The 19,470-nt window shown below is 44.1% G+C and carries 13 protein-coding genes; 12 read left to right on the top strand and 1 reads right to left on the bottom strand.

Going from position 1 to position 19,470, the window contains the following annotated elements; genetic code table 11:
- Positions 1–12 precede the first annotated feature (12 nt).
- The 10 genes from AC59JT_RS10895 (at position 13) to AC59JT_RS10850 (ending at position 15,483) form a co-directional block, all read left to right on the top strand.
- Positions 13–2,415 (top strand): ABC transporter permease, encoded by a 2,403-nt coding sequence (locus AC59JT_RS10895; protein WP_497398655.1) that lies wholly within the window; start codon positions 13–15, stop codon positions 2,413–2,415.
- Between the two features lie 25 nt (positions 2,416–2,440).
- Entirely contained in the window at positions 2,441–4,828 is a 2,388-nt protein-coding gene (locus tag AC59JT_RS10890; RefSeq protein ID WP_497398653.1) for an ABC transporter permease, read from the top strand.
- A gap of 25 nt (positions 4,829–4,853) precedes the next feature.
- The gene (locus tag AC59JT_RS10885; RefSeq protein WP_497398651.1) at positions 4,854–7,229 is read left to right on the top strand and encodes an ABC transporter permease; all 2,376 of its coding nucleotides are present in this window, start codon (positions 4,854–4,856) and stop codon (positions 7,227–7,229) included.
- 242 nt (positions 7,230–7,471) lie between these two features.
- Positions 7,472–8,149 (top strand): ABC transporter ATP-binding protein, encoded by a 678-nt coding sequence (locus tag AC59JT_RS10880; RefSeq protein ID WP_497398649.1) that lies wholly within the window; start codon positions 7,472–7,474, stop codon positions 8,147–8,149.
- 1 nt (position 8,150) lies between these two features.
- Positions 8,151–9,590, top strand: a complete 1,440-nt coding sequence (locus AC59JT_RS10875) for a TolC family protein (RefSeq protein ID WP_497398647.1) — start codon at positions 8,151–8,153, stop codon at positions 9,588–9,590.
- Positions 9,591–9,867: 277 nt separating this feature from the next.
- Complete coding sequence (locus AC59JT_RS10870) at positions 9,868–10,443, top strand: fasciclin domain-containing protein (protein WP_497398645.1); 576 nt, start codon at positions 9,868–9,870, stop codon at positions 10,441–10,443.
- A 119-nt stretch (positions 10,444–10,562) separates the two neighbouring features.
- Positions 10,563–11,525 (top strand): ligand-gated ion channel, encoded by a 963-nt coding sequence (locus AC59JT_RS10865; protein WP_497398643.1) that lies wholly within the window; start codon positions 10,563–10,565, stop codon positions 11,523–11,525.
- 142 nt (positions 11,526–11,667) lie between these two features.
- Complete coding sequence (locus AC59JT_RS10860) at positions 11,668–12,795, top strand: glycoside hydrolase family 76 protein (RefSeq protein ID WP_497398641.1); 1,128 nt, start codon at positions 11,668–11,670, stop codon at positions 12,793–12,795.
- A 10-nt stretch (positions 12,796–12,805) separates the two neighbouring features.
- Positions 12,806–15,106 carry a hypothetical protein gene (locus AC59JT_RS10855; RefSeq protein WP_497398639.1) on the top strand — a complete coding sequence of 767 codons (2,301 nt, stop codon included), beginning with the start codon at positions 12,806–12,808 and terminating at the stop codon, positions 15,104–15,106.
- An 11-nt stretch (positions 15,107–15,117) separates the two neighbouring features.
- Positions 15,118–15,483: a hypothetical protein gene (locus AC59JT_RS10850; protein WP_497398637.1), complete on the top strand. Its 366-nt coding sequence runs from the start codon at positions 15,118–15,120 to the stop codon at positions 15,481–15,483.
- Between the two features lie 53 nt (positions 15,484–15,536).
- On the opposite strand, the gene AC59JT_RS10845 is transcribed toward AC59JT_RS10850, so the two are convergent.
- Positions 15,537–17,498, bottom strand: a complete 1,962-nt coding sequence (locus AC59JT_RS10845) for a glycoside hydrolase family 97 protein (protein WP_497398635.1) — start codon at positions 17,496–17,498, stop codon at positions 15,537–15,539.
- A 375-nt stretch (positions 17,499–17,873) separates the two neighbouring features.
- Here AC59JT_RS10845 and fucP point away from each other — a divergent pair, with 375 nt between their 5' ends.
- Positions 17,874–19,133, top strand: a complete 1,260-nt coding sequence (fucP, locus tag AC59JT_RS10840; RefSeq protein ID WP_497398633.1) for an L-fucose:H+ symporter permease — start codon at positions 17,874–17,876, stop codon at positions 19,131–19,133.
- Positions 19,134–19,138: 5 nt separating this feature from the next.
- Positions 19,139–19,468 carry an L-rhamnose mutarotase gene (locus AC59JT_RS10835; RefSeq protein ID WP_497398631.1) on the top strand — a complete coding sequence of 110 codons (330 nt, stop codon included), beginning with the start codon at positions 19,139–19,141 and terminating at the stop codon, positions 19,466–19,468.
- The last annotated feature ends 2 nt before the right edge of the window (positions 19,469–19,470 follow it).

The raw sequence follows: 19,470 nt of genomic DNA, 5'->3' as shown, positions 1-19,470 counted from the left end.
CTCAACCTCAGCATGATAAAAAATTATTTAAAAACTGCCTGGCGCAACATTTGGAAAAACAAGGTTTTTTCTGCGCTTAACATTTCGGGGCTCGCCGTAGGCATGGCCGCTTGCATTGTTATTATGCTGTTCGTTTTTTATGAAAAGAGCTTTGATGATTTTCATACTAAAAATATTTACCGGTTAAACGAGGTGCAAACCTTCCCGGGCATGGTATCATCGCAAAAGGTGGGGCTGTCTATGTTCCCGATGGGGCCAACGTTGAAGAATGAGTTTCCGCAGATAAAGAACTTTACCCGTGTAAAATGGAACCCTAAATACCAGGTTACAAACGGCGATAAAAGAATGTTTTTGCCCCAGGCCTACGCGGTCGACTCAACCTTTCTGCAAATATTTGATTTTAAATTGCTGGCAGGCGACCGCAAAACCGCGCTCGAGAAACCCAACAGCATCATCCTCACCCAATCGTCAGCCAAAAAAATATTTGGCGATGCCGACCCGATGGGTAAAACTATTACCCACTATGGTAATGATACTTTAACTTTTGCTGTTACCGGTATAATGGCCGATGTGCCCCAAAACTCGCAAATGCAATTTGATGCTGCTTTCTCATTTAGCAGCACTTACAAACCATGGATGAACCGTTGGGGCGGTAACTGGCTGGATACTTACGTTGAAATGATTGATGGGGTAGATGCCCGCAGCCTGGAAAGTAAGCTACCCGCCTACATGCTAAAATATTCGGGAAGAAAAGATATCACGAAGTTTTACGAGTTGTTTTTTCTGCCTTTGAAAGATGTACATGCCAAAGCCACAGATATAGGGCTTGACTATATTAACTATCAGAAGTTCGACGAAAAATCAACCAACCTGTTTGCTATCATCGCATTTATTGTATTAACCATAGCCTGCATTAATTTCATGAACCTATCCACCGCCCGATCGGCCGAAAGGGCTAAAGAGGTTGGTGTGCGTAAATCAATAGGTGCGGGTAAGTCTGAATTGGCTGTGCAGTTTTTAGGCGAAACGATATTGCTGTCGCTTATTGCGCTCGGTTTTGCTGTGTTACTGGTTTGGGCAGCTTTGCCTTTTGTAAATAATTTAAGTGGCAGGCAATTGCAGCTAAACTTTCTGAACAGCCCGTTACTGGCCTTGGTATTGGTTGGTTTTACAGTGTTGGTGGGTGTGGTATCGGGTATCTACCCGGCTATTTATCTTTCCTCGTTCAACCCTATAAAAGTACTTAAAGGCGGCCGGGATGGCGGCGAAAGCAAAGGCACTTTCCGCAATGTGTTAGTTGTTGGCCAATTTACCAGCGCGGTGTTTTTAATGATAGCTACCGTGTTTGTGGTTAAACAACTACGCTTTATGCAAAAGCAAGATCCCGGTTTTACGCGTGAACAGGTGGTTACCGTACCGCTTGATGGCAACACCAGCGATAAATACAAAGTATTGCGCGATGAGTTATTAAGCAACTCGCTTATTACAGGTGTTACTGCTGCGCAGGATATTTTGGGTAGTCACCTTGATCAAACAGGGGTAATTTATAAACCTAAAAACGGCCCACAGAAGGAGCTTGCCCTAACGCAGTTAGTTGTTGATGATAATTACCTCAAGCTTTTCAATATTAAAATGTTGGAAGGGAAGGATTTTTCTTCCGAAAAATCAGCCAATGGCCGAGAATATATTATCAACGAAGAACTGGCGCATGAGTTGTTAAAAGATCAGCCAAAAAACACGCCGCTATCCTCATTAATCGGGCAACAATTTGGTAACGACTCGCTGGGTTACATTACCGGCATATCGCACAATTTCAACTTTAACTCCTTGCATCATAAAATTGAAACCATGTTTATGGTTAACCAGGATGAATGGGGTTTCAGCAACTTATCTGTCAAGATAAATGGTAATAAATCCACCGAGGCACTTGCCTTTATCAAAGCTACCTGGACAAAAAACTTTCCCGACCGCCCGTTTGAGTACCAGTTCCTGGACGACCATTTCAACGAGGTTTATAAAGCTGATAGCCAGGTAAGCAAAATTGTAAGCGTGCTGGCCGGTTTAGCTATCGTGATATCGTGTCTCGGCTTATTTGGCCTGGCATCATATTCGGCCGAGAAGCGGATAAAAGAAATTGGCGTGCGCAAAGTTTTAGGTGCAACGGTACAAAACATAGTATTGCTGCTATCAGGACATTTTTTAAAATTGGTAGTAATAGCCAACCTGCTTGCCTGGCCATTGGCCTGGTACGCTATGAACAAATGGCTGCAGGGTTTCGCCTTCCGTATTGATATTAGCGCCGGGGTGTTTGTATTAGTTGCGGTGCTATCTGTTTGTATAGCGCTGTTTACCATCAGCTTTCAAAGTATTAAAGCGGCAATAGCCAACCCGGTTAAAAGTTTACGAAGCGAATAACATCGTACATCAAGATCTACCTGTTATGATAAAAAATTATTTAAAAATAGCCTGGCGAAACTTAGTTAAAAGCAAAGCCTACAGTGCATTGAATATTATTGGCCTTGCCGTTGGTATGGCGGTTGCTTTGTTGATAGGCTTATGGGTTTTTAACGAATACTCGTATGATCGTTTCCTGCCCGATGCCGACCGCCTGTACCAGGTGAAAGTTAATTTTACCAGCAAGCACGCGGGCAAGCATACGCAAAACTCCCTGTCGCTTCCCATATCGGATGTGCTGAAAAAAGACTATCCCGAATTTGAATATATAGCCGAAGCCGGATGGGATGATTCTCACGGCCTGGTAGTAGGCGATAAGAAGTTATTTATGGAGGGCCCGGCTGTTGGTTCAGATTTTTTGAAGATGTTTCAGTTCCCGATGCTGGGCGGTAACGCTGCTTCGGCTTTAAAGGATCCTTTTTCTATTGTGTTAACCGCATCAACAGCTAAAGCACTTTTTAACGATGCTGATCCGATAGGGAAAATAGTTAAGATAGATAACGTGCATAACGTAAAGGTGACTGCTGTGCTTAAGGATCTTCCCTCAAACTCATCCTTTACATTTAAGTATCTGATCCCTTTCAGTTTTTATGATCAAACGCAGGATTGGGTAAAAAAGGCGCGCACCAACTGGGGGAATAATTCTTTCCAAACCTTTGCAATGCTGAAACCGGGTGTCGACTACGCCAAGATCTCAGCCAAAATAAAACCTATCATTTTGAACAACGGCGAAATTATGCGCCCTTCGCAACCCGAAGTGATCATGCAGCCGCTAACACAATGGCACCTGTATGGCACCTATGAAAACGGCGTTGTAGTAGGTGGTTTTATAGATTATGTGCGCATGTTCAGCATTATTGGCGCTTTGGTATTGCTGATAGCCTGCATTAATTTTATGAACCTGAGTACCGCCCGCTCAGAAAAACGTGCCCGCGAGGTTGGTGTACGCAAAGCCATGGGCTCGCTAAAAAGCGACCTGGTACTTCAGTTTTTAACCGAATCTATACTGATGGCTTTCCTGTCGTTTGTATTGGCTGTTATTATGGTGCAGTTGGCCCTGCCATCATTTAACACGCTTACGGGCAGTTTGGTGAGCATACCTTTCACTAACCCTGTGTTTTGGGCTATTATGCTTGGGTATGTTTTGTTTACCGGTTTATTGGCGGGTAGCAGGCCGGCTTTTTATCTGTCATCATTTAACCCGGTTAAGGTTTTAAAAAGCACTATACAGGTTGGCCGGGCGGCTACTTTGCCGCGCAAGGTTTTGGTGGTGGCACAATTTAGCTGTTCGGTGGCATTGATCATCAGCACAGCTATTATCTACCAGCAAATACAGCATGTTAAAGAACGCCCCATAGGTTATAATGTTAACCGTGTGGTGATGACAGACATGAGCGAGGATCTGAACAAAAATTATGATGCTCTAAAGAACGATCTGTTGCAAACCGGTTTAATGAACAGCGTGGCCCGCGCCCATGGCCCGGTTACCGATATTTATCAGCATACCACCGTTAAAAACTGGCCCAATAAACCGGCTGATGAAGAAAGTATAAACATAGCTACCGTCCGCGTATCCGAAGGCTATTTTAAAACCGTAGGCATGGACATTTTGCAAGGGCACGACTTTACCGGCACCTGGGAGCAGGATAGCAACAAAGTACTGGTAAACGAAGCAGCAGTGCAACGCATGGGACTTAAAAACCCTATAGGCCAAAAGTTAGCGTGGAACGGTGGCCCCGATAGCGGTGTCGAAATTATTGGCGTGGTAAAGAACGCGCTGATGGAATCACCTTATACACCGGTAGAGGCAGCTATATTCAGTCACCATTATCGTGGCAACTACACCATCTATCAGTTAAAAGCCGGCGTTAACGTGCAGGCATCACTTAAGCACATACAGCAAATATTTGATAAGTATAACCCGGCTTATCCGTTTAGCTATCGCTTCGCGGATGATGCCTATAACGATAAGTTTGCCCTGGAGTTACTGGTAGGTAAACTGGCGGGCGTATTTGCCTCATTAGCCATATTTATATCATGCTTAGGCTTGTTCGGGTTGGCAGCTTATGTAGCCGAGCAACGCACCAAAGAGATTGGTATACGCAAAGTGCTCGGTGCATCAATAACGCAGGTTTGGGTATTACTATCAACCGATTTTGTGATGCTGGTGCTCATTAGCTGCCTCATCGCCTCGCCGGTGGCTTATTACCTGTTGCAGGGTTGGCTGGTTAAATACCAGTACCGTACAACCATTGGTCCGGCAGTGTTTATCGCGGCTGCTTTTGGCGCGGTTGCCATTACATTACTCACTATAAGTTTCCAGGCCATTAAAGCAGCCCTGGCCAATCCCGTTAAAAGTTTACGAAGCGAATAATTCATCTCCATAAATCACCAACATCATGCTTAAGAATTATATCAAAATAGCCTGGCGAAACCTTTACAAGCGTAAAGCTTTCTCGCTTATTCATATCCTGGGTTTAACCATCGGCATTACCGTGTGCCTCATGATTTTCCTGTATATCATGAATGAGTTTAGCGTGGATAAGTTTCAAACTAAAGGCAAAAATATTTACCGTGTTATGCGTGGGTATGATCCTACAAAGCCGTTGGTGCCTTACCTATCAGGCCCGTACGGGCCGGCTTTATTAAATGATTATCCTGCAGATATTAAGGAAGCCGTACGCGTATCGCCCATGAATGCCCTGGTAACTTTTGGCGATAAAGCATTTAATGAGAAAGATATTTACGCTACCGATCCCGGTTTTTTTAGCCTGTTTACCTTCCCACTGGTAAAGGGTAATGCGGCCGATGTATTAACCAAACCCAATAGCGTAGTGCTAACCGTTAACACCGCCGAAAAATACTTTGGTAGCGTGGATAACGCAATTGGTAAGGTAATTACCATGGATAAAGAGCTGCAGCTAAAAGTTACTGGAATAGCTAAAAATGTACCCTCAAATTCGCACCTGAATTTTGATATGGTGATGCCGATAGCTAATTTCTCCAGTAATCCCGGTTTCAATGTTTGGATAAACAACGGCCTGTTTACCTATGTTTTGTTAAACGAACATACCGATAAGGCCAGGCTAGAAAAGCAATTCCCCGCCTTTATGCAAAAATATATGGGCAGGGATATGGCCCGCATGGGTGCCCATTTTGACCTCTCACTAACTCCTTTAAACGATATTTATTTTGAACGCTCGTCGGCATTTGACAATGTTAGGCATGGTGATAAATCAGTGGTATTCATCTTCCTTTCCATAGCCGTATTAATAATGCTGATAGCCTGTATTAACTTCATGAACCTCTCAACCATCATCGCGGTTGAGCGTTCAAAAGAAGTAGGCCTGCGTAAAGTGCTTGGCGCCTTGCGCGATCATTTAATAGTGCAGTTCATCGGCGAATCTGTATTGCTGGCGCTGATATCATGCGTGCTTTCTGTGGGTTTGCTGCTGTTGCTGATGCCTTATTACAACGAGCTTTTGGGCTATAGTCTGACCGTATCATGGAATAGCTGGCCTATTTATTTGTTTTTAGTAGGTGTGGTGCTTGTCGTAGGCTTTTTGGCCGGCAGTTATCCCGCGTTTTTCCTTTCAGCTTTCTCGCCGATCCAATCGTTAAAAGGAAAGTTGCGCTTAGGTAAGGGTGGCGTGTTTTTAAGGCAATCGTTAGTAGTGGTACAGTTTGGCATATCGGTGATACTTATCATCGGTACCATCGTTATCATGAAGCAAATGAACTACGTAAAAAGCAAGCAGCTTGGCTATAATAAAGAGCAGATAGTAGTAATTAAAATAGATAACAATGATATTTTCAGGCAGCGCAAAGTGTTTAGAGATGATCTGAAATATAATAGCAATGTACTATCTGTAGTAGCAGCATCAGGCGAGCCGGGCGGCTTTTTTGATGTGCAAGGCCATGAAGTTGAGGGGCAGCGTGATATTATTAAAACCCGCACCGAATTTGCCGATTTTGAGTTTGTAAAAACGCTTGGCTTGAAGATCATTGCCGGTCGCGATTTTTCGGCACAGTTTGGTACAGATACGGCCCAGTCCGTGATCATCAACCGTTCGGCTGCTCAGAAGTTTGGCTTCACGCCTCAGCAAGCCATAGGTAAATGGGTTAAAAACCCGGTGCGCGACTCGCTGCAACGTAAAATTGTGGGTGTGATTGAGGATTTTAACTTCATGTCGCTTAAAGAAAGCATGGATGGCCTTGTGATATCACCGGGCACGGATAGAAGGGTTATTATGGTTAAAATAAAGGCAGGCAATATACCGGCAACACTGGCCGCCATACAAACCGAATACAAGAAAGTGGCCCCGGTATATCCTTTCGAATACCAGTTTTTGGATGATAAGTTTGACACCGCATACCGAGCCGATATGCGCCAGCAAACCATACTTAGCATATTTTCGGGTTTGGCTATATTTATAGCTTGTTTGGGGCTATTCGGCCTGGCATCGTTCACGGCCGCTAAACGCACCAAAGAGATAGGCGTGCGCAAGGTTTTGGGTTCATCGGTAAATAGCATATTGCTGCTGCTATCAAAAGACATGCTGAAACCGGTTGTTATAGCGGCGCTGATAGCGATACCTATTGGTTATTACTGCATGAATATATGGCTGCAAAAATTTGCCTACCGCATAGATTTAAACTGGTGGGTATTTGCGCTTGCGGCTATGGTAGCGTTGGTAATAGCTTTTGTAACCATCAGCTTTCAGTCTTTCAAAGCGGCTATGGCCAATCCTATAAAAAGTTTACGGAGCGAATAAGGAGAGCCCATAGTCGATAGACCATAGTCCATGGTTCATAGTAGGGTAGGTTGTTAAAACCATCGACTATGTCCATGGACTATTGACTTTAAAAACTGTATCAAAACCGAACACTTGCTGTTGCGTTAGCGAACAGGTTTTTAGCCTTGTTTTTAACTTAAAATTCTTATAATCAATGCTTTATTTGTTTGGTATGGTATTGCTGTATAACAATACGTAAACAACATATTTACATATACCACATGTTATCACTCAAAAATATATCTAAATACTATCACACCGGCGGCAACAAGGTTACGGTGCTTAACAACATCAGCCTGGATATTGACGAAGGCGAATTTGTATCCATCATGGGCCCATCGGGCTCGGGCAAATCAACGCTGTTAAATATCATCGGTATGCTGGATGAACCTTCGGATGGTTACCACTATTTCTTGAACCAGGCCGTGCATCAACTTAAAGAAAAACAACGCTCAGCATTGTATAAGCAAAACATTGGTTTCGTTTTCCAGGCTTATCATTTAATTGATGAGCTGAATGTGTATGAGAATATTGAAACGCCGCTTTTATATCACGATATCAAATCGTCTGAGCGTAAAGCTTTGGTGGGCGATATGTTGGATCGTTTCCAGATAGTAGGAAAAAAAGATCTGTTCCCATCGCAGTTATCCGGCGGGCAACAGCAATTGGTAGGCATAGCCCGTGCTTTAATTGTAAAGCCAAAGTTGTTACTGGCGGATGAGCCTACGGGTAACTTAAACTCCAAGCAAGGAGAAGAGATCATGGAGCTTTTCAGGAAACTGAATAAGGAAGAGGGCATGACCATTATACAGGTTACCCACTCAGAGAAGAACGCCGAATACGGTACGCGCATTATTAACCTGTTGGATGGTGCTGTTGAATCATCAAAAAATGTTTAAGATGTTTAGAAAGATAAACAGGGTAGCTGTTTTAGTGCTAATGTTGCTGATGTCAGGAAAAACTACCTTCGCGCAGCAAATAACCGATACCGTTTTAACTCTGCAGCAATGTATTGATATCGGCGTTAAAAATAACCTGGTAATCAAACAAACCGAGGCCCAGATGGAAGCCAGTCGCATTTACTGGCAACAGGCGCGCGAAAATTTGCTGCCAACGCTAAATGGTTCGGTTGACCACAGCATTAGCGAGGGTAGGAGCATTAACCCCTTTACCAATAGTTACGTAAACCAGCCCGTTACCTCTGCCAATTATGGCTTAAATAGCAGTTTAATACTGTCAAGCGGTTTGCAGCTGCAAAATAGCATCAAGCAAACCAAACTGGCATTCCAGGCCGGCGAAATGGATTTTGAGCAGGCAAAAAATAACCTTACGCTTAATTTAATCGTGGGCTACCTGCAGGTATTAAGTGCCGAAGATCAGCTTTCGCAGGCCAATACGCAGGCCCAGGTATCGCAAAAGCAAACCGAACGTACCGAAGTGCTGGATAAGGAAGGTGCGGTATCACCTGCCCAAATGTTTGATCTGAAAGGTCAGCTGGCTACCGACCAGTTAAACGTGATCAATGCCCGCAACACGCTGCAACTGGCCAAACTTAACCTGTTGCAACTGATGAACGTTACCTATAAAAGCAATATCAAATTTCAGCGGCAGTTAACCGACGGCACGCAGGCCTACAATCAAAGCGCCGACCAAATTTACAATACCGCTATGGAAAACTTCGCGCTTATCAAGGCGGGTGCCCTACGCCGCGAAAGTGCCGAAAAGGGCGTAGCCGCGGCTAAAGGCTCGTTATATCCATCACTGGTTTTATCCGGCGGATTGAACACAAACTATTCAAGCGTGGCACAGCGGTCAATCTTTCGCGATTCGAGCGCGGTAGCTACGAATCAGTTTATACAAACGCCGGGTGGCCGGCAAACCGTTTACGAGATGCAGGCTAACTATGCCAACCAAAACATCAGCTACAGCGACCAGTTCCGTAATAACTATCGTACCAATGTCAGCATAGGTTTGAGTATCCCGATATTGAACTACTTCCAGAATCGTAACAAAATAACTCTGGCTAAAATTAACCTCCAAACCCAACGTTTTGCCGAGCAGGCAAACCAGGTACAACTAAAAGTAAATGTCGACCAGGCATACGCTAACATGACCTCCGCTTTTGAGCGTTACCAGGTACTACAACAACAGTCGGCGGCCTTTACCGAATCCTTCCGCATTGCCGAAACCCGTTTTAACGCAGGCGCGCTAAATTCTGTAGAATTTTTGGTAGTAAAAGGTAACCTGGACCGCGCCAATGTTAACCTCATTAACGCTAAGTATGATTATATGGTGAGGACAAAGATCCTGGATTATTACCAGGGGAAATTAAATTTGTAGTTTACATCTTTCACCACGATGTCATTTCGAGCGCTAGCGAGAAATCTTATACATCATGCTCGTAGTCATGCGCTTGTATAAGATTTCTCCTCGTACCTCGTCGAAATGACAGCCGTTTTTAAGCCACTAAAGCACCAAAAACCGCCTTCCCCCAAACAATAATGGCCCCATTATTGTAGTTTAATACATAACACATCAATTAAAACTTAACAGAAACGGAGCAGATATAAGACATAGCTATACTTAATTAATAGAGTAATTTATTTAACAAAGTAAAATGAAGAAGTCAATTTTAGTTATAGCTGTAACCCTGCTAGGTTTAACTGCAAGCCAGTCGTTTGCACAAACCGATACGACCAAAAAAGCAACAACCACAACAAAACCCTCAACCGCCGATACCGCCACCGCTGCCACTGATGTAGTTGGCGCGCTAAACAGCAACGCCGACTATTCATCGGCCGCACAGGCCGTAAAAGCAGCCAACCTGGAAGCTACCTTAAAAACAGGCGGCCCTTATACCATCTTCGCGCCGCATAATAATACTTTTGGTAACCTGCCAGCCGGTAAACTGGATAGTTTGATGAAAGATCCCGAAAAACTGGCCATCATTTTAAAAGGCCATGTTGTTAATGGTAAATACGGCAAAGCCGATATTATTAAAGCCCTAAGCGCCGGTAAAGGCAAGGCCACGGTTACAACGCTTACAGGTCAGCAATTAACTTTATCTGTAAGCCCTAAAAAAACGCTGCAAATAGCCGATGCGGCTGGCAACACTGCCGAGGTTGTTTTGTACGACCTGGTGGGTGCCAATGGCATTGTAAACGGTATAAATGGCATATTGCTGCCTAAGTAAGGTAGCTTAATTTTTAAATCCATAAAAGCCGGCCATTGCGCCGGCTTTTTTACGTTCAAGCAAAATCAAACATATTTACAGCTTTTGAGTTATGCTTAATAATTTGTAAATTTTACTGCGTGAAACTCAACCTTGTTTTGCTTTTATTAGTGATGCTGTGTACCCTTAAAACTGCATCGGCACAGGCACCGGATACGGTTACTACCGGCGTTTATATTACCAGTATACACGACATCAATTTTAAAGACAAGGAATACACCATAAACCTATGGCTGTGGCTTAAGTACAAAAACAAAGATTTCGACTTTCTGCATAACCTGGAAATACCGCAGGCCAAAACGGTAACGCAATCCTTTTCTACTGTCGACTCCACAGGCGGTAAAATTTATATGCTGATGAAGCTGGATTGCGTAATGAAAGATTCATGGGCGATAGATAACTTTCCGTTCGACAGGCAGAAACTGCGCTTCTCCATAGAAAACTCACAATTTGATAAAGACGCTTTAGTTTTTAAAGCCGATACGCCCGGCAAACATTTCGACCCGCGCTTTACCCTGCGTGGATGGTATATCGATAGTCTTAATATTTCTACTGGTGTTAAGGCTTACGAAACTACCTTCGGAGACGAAAGCCTTACCAAACCGCATGTAGAATACAGCAACTTTAAAATGCGCCTGCAGATTGACAGGGATGCCATGGGCCTTTTCTGGAAAATGTTTTTGGGCATGTACGTGGCTTTTATTATCGCCTACATGTGCTTTTATATCCACACCGATAGTATTGATTCTCGTTTCGGCTTGAGCGTGGGCGCCTTGTTCGCGGTTATTGGTAATAAGTATATCATAGATTCGGCATTACCTGAGTCGACGGCCTTTACTTTGGTTGATACTTTACACGGGCTTACCTTGCTGTTTATTATGCTGGTTATTATCTCTACAGCTATATCCCTCAGGTTAATCAAGCGCGAACAAATCGAGCGCGCCCGCCGCTTTGATTTCATTGCAGCGCAGGTGTTGTTAGGGCTTTACGCGATCCTGAACGCTTACTTTATTTACCACGCCAGTAAGGGGACTTTGCTATAGTTTTCTAAAAACCGTCCCACCATTAAAATGATATATCGGTAACGGTATCGATTGCACAACAATAACGATACAAAACATAAAAATTGCGAAATAATTTGCAGTTTTAGCGATAGATTAATAACCAATTTTAAATACAATACTTATGATATTTAATACCAAACGCATATTGGTGGTGCTGGCTTTGGCTGTAATGTCGTTTTCGGCAATGGCACAGGGCAAAGGCGATGGCTTTTATAACCAGGAACGTAAATCGCTGCAAGCCGCTATACAAAAAAACTTCTACGATAAAAAATCGGGTTACTATTTTGTAGTGCTTGATTCCGCGCAGCGCGAAGTGAAAAATGGCTACCTGCGTGCCTATAGTTACCTGTGGTCGCTTTGTGCCATGTACCAGGCGGCTAACGAGATCGAGAAGTTGGATCCAAAGGTTGATATGATGGGGCCTTTGCATAGAAATATCTATAACTATTACGACCCCGCAAAACCTGCACCCGGATTTTCAGACTACATTATGAAACTTAAACCCGGCGAACGTTATTATGATGATAACCAATGGATAGGCATTACCTCGCTCGACGCTTTTGCGCGGACAGGAAAAAATAGCCACTACACATTAGGCAAAATGATGTACGATTTTATGATGACCGGTTATGACCAGGTTCTAGGCGGCGGCATCTACTGGAAAGAAGGCGACACAGGTTCAAAGAATACCTGTTCAAATGGTCCGGGCGCTTTGGTAGCCCTGCAAATGTACCTGGCTACTAAAAAGAAAGCTTATTTAGATACCGCTATCAAAATTGTAAACTGGACAAACTCCAAACTACAACGCCCTGATAAGTTGTACTGGGATAATATCCGCACCAAAGGCGATAACCGTATTGGTAAAGCAACCTTCTCCTACAACACAGGTACGATGCTTGAATCATATGTTTACCTGTACGAGATCACCAAAGACAAAAAATACCTGGATGAAGCTAACGCGATTGCCGATAGCTCATTGCAGTTCTTCTACGGCGGCGAGAAATTCCGTGACGGTTATTGGTTCAATGCGGTATTGTTGCGTGCTTACCAACATTTGCTGAATGTGAATAAAGACACCAAGTACATTAAAGGTTTCAAAAAATGCCTGGATTATGCCATCGCCAACGAGAAGAACGAAATGGGCGTATTTAAAGATAAAAAAGGTGCGCAAAACCTGGTGGAGCAAGGCGGTATGTTAGAGATACTGGCCCGCTACGCCTGGATGGAAAAGAAATATGATCTGAAATAATATTACATAGATGTTCAACAGCAACTATACATTTAAAATGATCAGCCGTTTAGGGCTGGTCATTTTTTGTTTGGCGCCTGCTTTAAGTAAGGCCCAGGTTAAAAAACCGGTACCTAACAGTGGTAAAGAGAAAACAACTTTCCAAACCAGCGCTGCATGGCGACCTACGACTGATTTCCGCTCCGACGTAGCCATTGTTTATGGCGCTAATGACGGGCGCGGGCAAACTTTTGAGCAACGGGTAAATTCCTGGCGCGATAAGGGTTACAAGGCCGCTTTCATGACGGGCATCGCCTGGGGCGGTTACCAGGACTATTTTTTAGGCAGATGGGATGGTAAACCCCATTTTGACGAAGCGCAGGTTGAAATGACCGGCGATACGATCTGGCATGGCAACGGCAAAACCACGCCCTACATAGTGCCTACCATGAACTTCCTGAAATATTTTAAAGAGAAGATCATAACCAAAGTGATTGATAACGGCATCGACGCTATTTATTTGGAGGAACCCGAATACTGGGCGCGTGCAGGTTATAGTGCCGCATTTAAAAAGGAGTGGAAGGATTATTATGGATTTGATTGGCGGCCTCAGCATGAGTCGGCAGAGAACACTTATCTCTCCAACAAATTAAAATACCACCTGTATTACCGGGCTTTGAAGGAGGCCTTTACCTATGCTAAGGAGTATGGTAAAAGCAAAGGCATCAACGTGCGCTGCTATGTGCCTACGCACTCGCTCATCAATTATTCCATGTGGGAAATTGTAAGTCCTGAGGCTTCGTTGGCTTCGCTGGATTGTGTGGATGGCTACATTGTACAGTCATGGACAGGTACGGCCCGCGAACCCAATTACTTTAACGGCATAGCCAAAGAACGCAGTTTTGAGACCGCCTTTTTAGAATACGGATGCATGCGCAGCATGACCGTTCCCACCAACCGCAAACTGTTTTTTGAGAACGACCCGGTAGAAGATACCCGGCGCGATTGGGCCGATTATAAACATAATTACCAAACCACGTTCACCGCCGAACTGCTATACTCGGATATTGATAACTATGAGGTAATGCCGTGGCCGGACAGGGTGTTTGATGGCCGGTATTTTACCAGTCGCACCAGTAACGAGCGTGCCGGTATGCCTAAAACATACTCAACGCAGTTACTGGTGATGATCAATTCTTTGAACGATATCAAAACGTCGCCTAACAAAGTATCAGGTACGCAAGGTATTAGTGTGTTGATGGGTAACAGCATGATGTTTCAGCGCCTGCCAACGCATGATGATGGCAAGGCTTGGGCAAACCCGTATTTCTCAAATTTTTATGAGAGTTCGGGGATGTTCCACAGGTATCCAACCAACAATAAGTTGATGGATCCGCTGTTGTCAAACTTCTTTGGCGAGGCGATGCCTTTCCTGAAAAGAGGTGTGCCGGTAGATATCGTACACCTGGAAAACACCGGATATGCCAAGGCACTGGCCGACACGCGCATCCTGCTCATGTCATACGCTAACATGAAGCCCTTAAGCGAAGCACCGCATAAGGATCTGGCTAAATGGGTGCGTAACGGTGGTATTATTGTGTATTCGGGAAGGGATGATGATCCATTCCAAACCGTACAGGAATGGTGGAACAAAGATGGCAAAACCTATAAATGCCCGGCTGACGACCTGTTTGAGAAACTGGGCATCGGCAGAAACCCCAAAGCGGGCACTTACACCGTAGGCAAAGGCAAGATCTGCATCATCCGCCAGGACCCGAAAGAGTACGTAATGGAAAGCGACCGCGACGGTATACTGCGCCAAAAGGTGGAGGCGCTTTACCAGCAAGCCTATGGTAAAAAAGTGGTTTATAAAAACAGTTTCTATTTAAACCGTGGCCCGTTCGAGATCATTTCTGTACTGGACGAAGGTGTAAACAACCAACCCTATACCATTAAAGGCAAGTTTATAGACCTGTTTGACCCTACGCTGCCGGTTGTTACCGAAAAGAAAGTAAACCCGGGAGAACAAAGCTATTTATACAACGTAGCAAAAGCACCAAACCCGCAAAAACCGCAGGTTATAGCCACAGCCGCCCGTGTGTACGATGAACAGGTAAGTGCCAAAGGTTATTCGTTTATAGCTAAAAGCCCGCTAAATACGGTTAATGCCATGCGCGTGTTATTGCCCGTTGAGCCTAAAAATATAAAAGTGACAGGCGCCGATGGCTCGGATTTGAAATGGGTAAGAACAGAATGGGACGAAGTAACCAAAACCAGCCTGTTGAATTTTGACAATAGCCCGGAAGGGGTGAAGGTGGTGATGGAATGGTAGATATTAGACCAATGAAAATCTGGGTAGCTTTTATATTTTTTATCACGACTACAACGGCATTCGCACAGTCGCCTGTATTAAAGACGAATAAAAAAAACGTAAAGAATTATCTTAATAAACAAGTGATAGTTACTGGGAAACTGATATCAGTGGGAACTTCAAGTTACGCAGGTTTTGCCAGTTATGACATCGGTCGTGATTCTACGCATAAAGAATTTAAAGTGATCGTTAGTGGAGACCTGTACTGGTTTGGGAAAGGGAAAACCTGGGTTAGTAAGTTGGTTGGCAGAAATGTTTCCATCACAGGAATAGTTCGTAAAAGTGAAGATGGAACGTTGTATGTCCAAGCAACAGATACTTTACGATATAAGCAATGACAAAAAAGCCCGGCCTGAAAAACAGACCGGGCTTTTTATTTAAGTAGTAAAGCCTAATTCAAAACAGCAGCAAAACCGCCGTTGCGCACCATATTTATAGTAAACTTATCGCCCGCTTTTACCTGCAAGGTTTTCTTACGGTAATCCATCGCCTGGCGACCGGCATTAATACCATCCTCAAAATAAGTCATGGTATAGGTTTTACCTTTCTCCAGGAAATCAAAATTGATATCTACAGCGCGGGTAGTTTCTTTACCGTTGGTCATACCACCGATGAACCATTTAGCACCTTTACGTTTAGCTACTACAGCAACTTCTCCGGCGGTAGCGGCAAGGGCTTTGGTTTCGTCCCATGTGGTAGGCACCTGGGTCATAAACTCGGTACAATCCAGGTTGCGGTAGTATAGGGTAGGGTTATCTGCAAGCATTTGCAGGCCGCTTTCAAACACTACAAACAGCGCCAATTGGTAAGCACGTGTACCAATGCTGGCCGCGTTAGGGCGTGCTGCACGGTAAGCGTTAGGCTGCATGCTGATCATGGCGCCCGGGGTGTAATCCATAGGGCCAACTGCGTTACGCATGAATGGGAAGTAGATACTGTTATCAGGCGTACAACCACCCATCTGCTCCATACCACGCACACCTTCGTACGATATCAGGTTAGGGTGTTTATATTCCATACCCGATGGTTTAAACGCGCCGTGGAAATCAACAAACAGTTTATGTTTAGCCGCTTCAACAACTACACGTTCGTAGTAATTAACCATCCACTGGTCGCTGCGGTCCATAAAGTCAATTTTAACACCTTTAATACCCCAGTCGGCAAAGGTTTTAAACAGATCCATATTCTTGTCAACAGTTAACCATGTTAACCAAAGTACAATATCAACGTTTTTAGTTTTGCCGTAGCGGATCAGCTCTTTCAAATCAACTTTAGGATTTGGGGTGTATGGGTCGGTGGTGCTTTTTGCCCAACCTTCGTCCATTATAATGTATTTGATGCCGAATTTTGAAGCAAAGTCGATGTAGTATTTGTAGGTATCCAGGTTGTAACCTGATACAAAGTTTACATCCGGACCGTAAGGCGCGGCATCGTTCCACCATTCCCAGCTTACCTGACCTGGCTTGATCCATGACGGATCGGCAATAACGCTTTTGGCGGCCAGTTTCAGGGTCATGGTATTCTCAATGATCTGCTTGTCATCTTTAGTGATCACAAAATAGCGCCAAGGAAAGTTACGGGTTCCTTGGGTTTTGGCAATGTAATCAGCCTCTTTTAAAATTTTAACGCTACGGTCGCCATCCGGGCCAAACTCAAGCGGAGTTTTAGGCGCGGTGCCGGTAAGTCCGTTTTCGCCGTTACCTTTCAGGAAAGTTCCCGGGTAGTCGATCAGGTCCGATTCGCTTACCAATATCTTATAGTTTGATTTAGTATCTATCAATACCGGCATGGTCGACATTTTGTCGGTAGATTTGAATGTGGTAGAAGCCACGTGCGTATAAGCCTCTTCTGATGAAGTTTTGAAGCCGCCGGTCTGTTGCAAGTGCAGCAAGTAATCTGAAGGGAAGTTTATAGCAACATCCTCGCTCAAAACCTCAACATTACCTTTTTTGCTGGTAATGAAACGGTAAGCCACACCATCATCAAACGCGCGAAATTCAACTGCGTAATTACCTTTAAAAGTTAGCAGTAAAGAGTTGTAGTTATTTTTTACAGAAGCAAATTTCAGGGCGATATAAGGTTTGATCACCTCGTTGACAGTAGCTTTTTTTGATGAAGCCAGTTTTGGATTTGCACCCAGTTCGCCGTCGCGCAGGGTTAAGCCCAGGTGGTTTTTGGTTAACAGCTCCTTGCCACCGCTTGAAACGGTGTAGTAAATTTTGTCGCCAAGGCTTACAGATACCTTGATCTCGCCATTAGGCGAAGACAGATCGAGTTTGCCTTGCGCAAATGTAGTTGCAGATAATAGCAGCAACACCAGCAGGCAGCTCATCATTTTGTTAATGAAATTCATATTTGTATTAATTGGTTGGTTTATTGGTTATAAATTGTTTCCTAAAATAGTTAATATCAATCTATTAAACATCGCCTAAAAGCATAAACCGCGCTAAATTTTTATTTAGGCTAATATGTTACAATACGCAGATGGCTTGTTAAATTGGTTAACGCCTGCAAGTATAACAGCATTTAGCTAAACATCATATTTTATTTTATGCAATCGAGTGAGTTACAACCAAATTTTGTTTTGGAGCGCATTGTTGTTAAGTTTACGGGATAACCGTTTATGATCTGCCATAAAATAATGGTGAAAATATTTTATGCAATCGATTTCAGTAACTAGATATTTTGTATTACTTTGGCCTTGCCAAACATAAACCAACCTTAACGTATGTCGAAAAATAAATACTTGTTGCCTTTAATACTGGTAACGTCGTTGTTTTTTTTGTGGGCCTTTTTGCACAATATCAACCCCGTGTTGATACCGCACTTAAAAAAAGCCTGCCAGTTAAGCGATACGCAGTCGTCGTTTATTGATTCGGCGGTTTATCTTGCTTATTTCCTGGTAGCCATACCGGCGGGTTTGTTTGTGCACAAATACTCGTACAAAAAAGGCATTATTTTAGGTTTGATATTGTACGCGGCGGGGGCATTCCTGTTTGTGCCGGCAGCGGGTGCGCATAGCTATGAGTTTTTCCTGGTGGCTCTGTTCATCAGCGCCAGTGGTGCAACGTTTTTAGAAACGGTAGCCAATCCATATATCACTTTATTGGGCGATAAAGAGAGTTCAGAGCAACGCTTAAACCTGGCGCAATCGTTTAACGGCCTGGGCGCTTTATTGGCCCCAACTATAGGCAGTTTGGCTATCCTGTCGGGAGTTGAGCATACGCCTCAGGAGTTGAAGAACATGTCGGCCACGCAACTGGCTACTTATTTACAGTCGGAGGCTGATACCGTTAAACTGCCTTACATTGTAATAGGCGGTGGCGTGGTTTTGTTGATACTGTTGTTTGTGTTTAACAATATCCCCGACGTTAAAGAAGACGATAGCGCGGTTGACACGCATACACCAGGCACCAATTTTTCCTTAAAAGTTTTCAGACATACACATTTGGCCTGGGCCGTATTAGCCGAGTTTTGCTACGTAGGCGGCGAGGTATGCGTAAAGAGTTACTTCATCCGCTTCGCGAAAGAGGTGGCTGAGATAGGCGAGAAACAAGCAGGCATTTACCTGGGCCTGATAGCTATGGGCGGCTTTATGGTCGGCCGTTTTAGCGGTACCTTTTTTATGCGTTATATAGCACCGGCCAAATTGCTGAGTATATACGCAGCTACTGCTATGGTTTTATTGCTTGTTGCGGTAACAACCGGCGGTTATGTAGCTTTATATTCGTTAATGGCCGTGCCGTTCTTCCTGTCCATAGGTTTCCCTACCATATTTGCTTTGGGCATAAAAGGCCTGGGCGAAGAGACCAAGATCGCATCATCATTCCTGGTAATGTCTATCATCGGCGGTGGTATCTGGCCTTTGCTGATGGCCATGATATCAGACAAAACCGGAAGCATGCAAACGGCTTACGTAGTGCCTATGTTCTGTTTAGCGGTAATATTCTACTTCGCCGTTAAAGGTCACAAAGTTAAAAGAGCATAATGACGATGACACGCTATTGCCTGGCCCTTGATCTGAAAGAAGATTTGCAATCGATTGCTGAATATGAAAAGCATCACGAAGCCGTTTGGCCCGAGATAGTTGAAAGCATCACCGCCGCAGGTATTAAAACGTTGGAAATATACCGCGTGTTTAACCGCCTGTTTATGATCATGGAGGTTGACGATAGTTTCAGCTTCGATAAAAAAGGCGCTATGGATGCTGCCGACCTCAAAGTGCAGGAATGGGAAGAATTAATGTGGAAATACCAGCAGGCCCTACCCGGCGCAAAGCCAGGCGAAAAATGGGTGCTGATGAACAAGATATTCGAACTATAAGA

It is taken from the genome of Mucilaginibacter sp. A3364 (genome assembly GCF_059690715.1).
Note: the sequence above shows the minus strand (reverse complement) of the source record. Positions and strands in the feature narration are given on the sequence as shown.